This is a genomic window from Ameyamaea chiangmaiensis, assembly GCF_013376175.1.
Classification (GTDB): Bacteria; Pseudomonadota; Alphaproteobacteria; order Acetobacterales; family Acetobacteraceae; genus Ameyamaea; species Ameyamaea chiangmaiensis.
The window spans coordinates 1-1,440 of sequence record NZ_JABXXR010000301.1 but is presented as its reverse complement, the minus strand read 5'-3'; the positions used below and the strand labels follow the sequence as shown (position 1 = coordinate 1,440).

Here is a 1,440-nt window from a genome sequence, read left to right as displayed (position 1 = left end):
GGCCTGACGCGACCGGTCGCGGGCCTGGGACCGGCGCGTTTCGGCCGCGGCGGGTTCCCAGATCTGGAAGATGCGCCCCAGCCCCATGAAGGCCACGCTGTCGGTCAGTCCGGCATGCGCGCGCAGGGCCTCGGGCAGGACGATGCGCCCCTCGCGGTCGGCGTCGATCGGGAAGGCGTCCGCATACAGCGCGGCGGCGAGGTCTTCGTGTTCGTCGGAAAAGACGTCGATCGCATCCAGCGGCTGCGCCAGCGTGGCGAACGCGACGACCGGCCAGGCCTCGATGCAGGGGTGAATGTGGGAGGGGCGGAGAATCACCAGCGGCTCGCCCTCGGTCGCCCGGGCGCGCAAGGCCGTCCGAAACCCAGCCGGGATCGAAACCCTGCCCTTGGCGTCGAAGCGGTTCTGATGCGTGCCGAGAAACACACTCACTCTGTCCTGCCTCTCCTGGTGTGTCCGGGGCGCACGGGACGGAAGGGCAGTGTGCGCGGGATAACATGGGATAGCATGGGATTTTGTGGGAGGTCAAACTAAAGCGCATGTCTTTTCGGCAGAAAACCGCGTTTTTTCATACCTCTGCGAGCACTGTTTCGTGCTTTACCTTATCTTCATCAGTCCTTCTCAATAATGCCCGGTTTCATGCTGATGTTCTTTATTTGTTCTTAACAGATTTTCTCTATGCCGAAGGGAGTCCCATGCCGGCCGCCCATGCGGTCCCACGCACGGATATCTGGGGAGGGGGGTCTTGCCAGACGGTCTGTAAGCCGGGTTCTGTCCGCCTGCGAAACAGGCGAGACGGTCATTCCTCTGGGATGCGTCTTGCAACGCACCTCGCGCGACCAACCCGAACGACGGGGCGGGAGACCCCCTGAACCACGCGGGGTGGTCCGGTCGTTCCTATTCGGTCTTGCTCCCGGTGGGGTTTGCCGTGCCGCCGCCGTTGCCGGAAGCGCGGTGCGCTCTTACCGCACCGTTTCACCCTTACCCACGGCACCCGTGCGAACACGCATACGGTGGGCGGTCTGTTTTCTGTGGCACTTTCCCTAAGGTCGCCCTCGCCGGCCGTTAGCCGGCACCGTTCTCCCATGGAGCCCGGACTTTCCTCCATCGGGCGATATCGCTATCGCCCGACAGCGACCGTCCGACCGTCTGGCGGCCGGAACGTGGCGGGAGCGGCGGGCCGCGTCAAGGGCGAATTTCGGGTGTGCACCGCGCGCTCTTGGCTCCCCGCGCGAAGTGGGGTCAGATAGGGCGAATGGACACACAGACTTTGCCTGCGCGCCCGGACCTGGTGTCCCGGCTGCTTCTCGCGTCGCTGGCCCGCCGGCGGCACCGGGGAAAGAGGCGCCGGGCCCCCGTTCACACCGCTACGCCACTCGACGCTCCGCCCGGGCCGGTGGCGTTTCCGCCGCCCAACGACCCGGAGGCGGCCGAGGCGGC

General features: G+C 66.1%; 1 protein-coding gene and 1 other RNA gene. Both read right to left on the bottom strand.

The window, feature by feature from the left end:
* On the bottom strand, positions 1-432 hold a 432-nt coding region (gene mraZ, locus HUK82_RS16580), incomplete at its 3' end, for a division/cell wall cluster transcriptional repressor MraZ (RefSeq protein WP_176614962.1).
* Positions 433-744: 312 nt separating this feature from the next.
* An RNA gene (rnpB, locus tag HUK82_RS16575) (RNase P RNA component class A) lies at positions 745-1,153 on the bottom strand.
* Positions 1,154-1,440 lie beyond the last annotated feature (287 nt).